Origin of the sequence: Streptomyces sp. UW30, from assembly GCF_008042075.1 — a bacterium.
GTDB lineage: Bacteria > Actinomycetota > Actinomycetes > Streptomycetales > Streptomycetaceae > Streptomyces.
Map to the genome: position 1 here is coordinate 1 of NZ_RDBN01000091.1, position 1,295 is coordinate 1,295.

Genomic DNA, 1,295 nt, shown 5'->3' on the forward strand with positions numbered 1-1,295 from the left:
TGGTCCGTTTCGACGGCAGGGTCGTCGGCATTTCCAATGTCCGCTGCGTCATTCAGGACTGCACCCAGGCCATGGGCGCAGGTCCACCCGGACGGTGCCATGGTCGGCACCAAGGGTTTCGCAGGAGTCTGCAGCTTCACCACTCCAAGTTGCCGCCCGGACCAGGGACCACTGGCCCCAACGTTCAGCATCCCGGTCGTGCCCCCGTGCTCGTCCGAAGAACAGATCCACTTCAGCGGCCTCGTCCGCTGCGTCCTCTCCGGAGAGAAGTCATGCGTCCCTGTCTCCTGCTCGTCGATGCCCAGTTCATTGTCGACGCCGAGGCTGATGGAGCCGTTGATGCCGCCGTAGATGGTCTCCAGCAGCGCGCACGGCGTCCACGAGACGTAGGTGTCGAGGACCCGTCCGTGAGCGACGAGAGCGCACAACTGGTACTCGCGTCCAGTGAGGAACTCCTCCACCATCCACCGCCGTGAGGGAGGCAGTGGAAGGAGCCTCGCGAGATCGTGCTCGTCGTTGAGCTTGTAGGTATCGATAGATGACCAGCCATCAACCGGCTTGAGGATGAGTGGCCATCCGTGCGCGGCAGCGAAGCCCAGGACTTCGTCGCCATCCGCGACCTCGGAGAACTCCGCACAGGGGATGCCGATTTCCAGGAACCGCCGCTTCATTGCGGTCTTGTCCCGGACCCAGGCGACCTGCTCGGCGTCGAGGTGCGGCAGGCCAACGAGGCCGGCGAACCGCTGGGAGATCTCCTGTAGGGGCTCCTGTGGGTTGCAGAAGTGGGCCGGTCGTACCCGGAGCCCCGCCACCCAAGTGAGGTAGCGCTCAGCCTCCCGCCGGATGTCGGCGTCGACGGCGATTGTGAACGTGGGGATGTCCGCCGTGCGCAGCAGGTGGTCAGTGGGCAGTGAGGAGAGGTGTTCTTCGAACCTCAAGAGCACGAGGTCGAGATCGTCTCGGCTCAGGACATGATCGGTGAAGGTGCCCGGTCGGCCATCGACGAGCAGGAGACAGGGACGCATGACTTCTCTCCGGAGAGGACGCAGCGGACGAGGCCGCTGAAGTGGATCTGTTCTTCGGACGAGCACGGGGGCACGACCGGGATGCTGAACGTTGGGGCCAGTGGTCCCTGGTCCGGGCGGCAACTTGGAGTGGTGAAGCTGCAGACTCCTGCGAAACCCTTGGTGCCGACCATGGCACCGTCCGGGTGGACTGCGCCCATGGCCTGGGTGCAGTCCTGAATGACGCAGCGGACATTGGAAATGCCGACGACCCTGCCGTCGAAACGGACC

General features: G+C 64.6%; 2 protein-coding genes. One reads left to right on the forward strand and one right to left on the reverse strand.

Annotation, left to right across the window (positions count from 1 at the left end; genetic code table 11):
• The coding region (locus EAO75_RS44140; protein ID WP_410092905.1) for an acetyl-CoA carboxylase biotin carboxylase subunit family protein at window positions 1-1,025 on the reverse strand (1,025 nt) is incomplete at its 3' end.
• Between the two features lie 41 nt (window positions 1,026-1,066).
• Between EAO75_RS44140 and EAO75_RS46845 the strand changes: the two genes are divergently transcribed.
• Window positions 1,067-1,295 (forward strand): hypothetical protein (locus EAO75_RS46845; protein ID WP_222724040.1); only part of this gene is annotated, 229 nt, incomplete at its 3' end.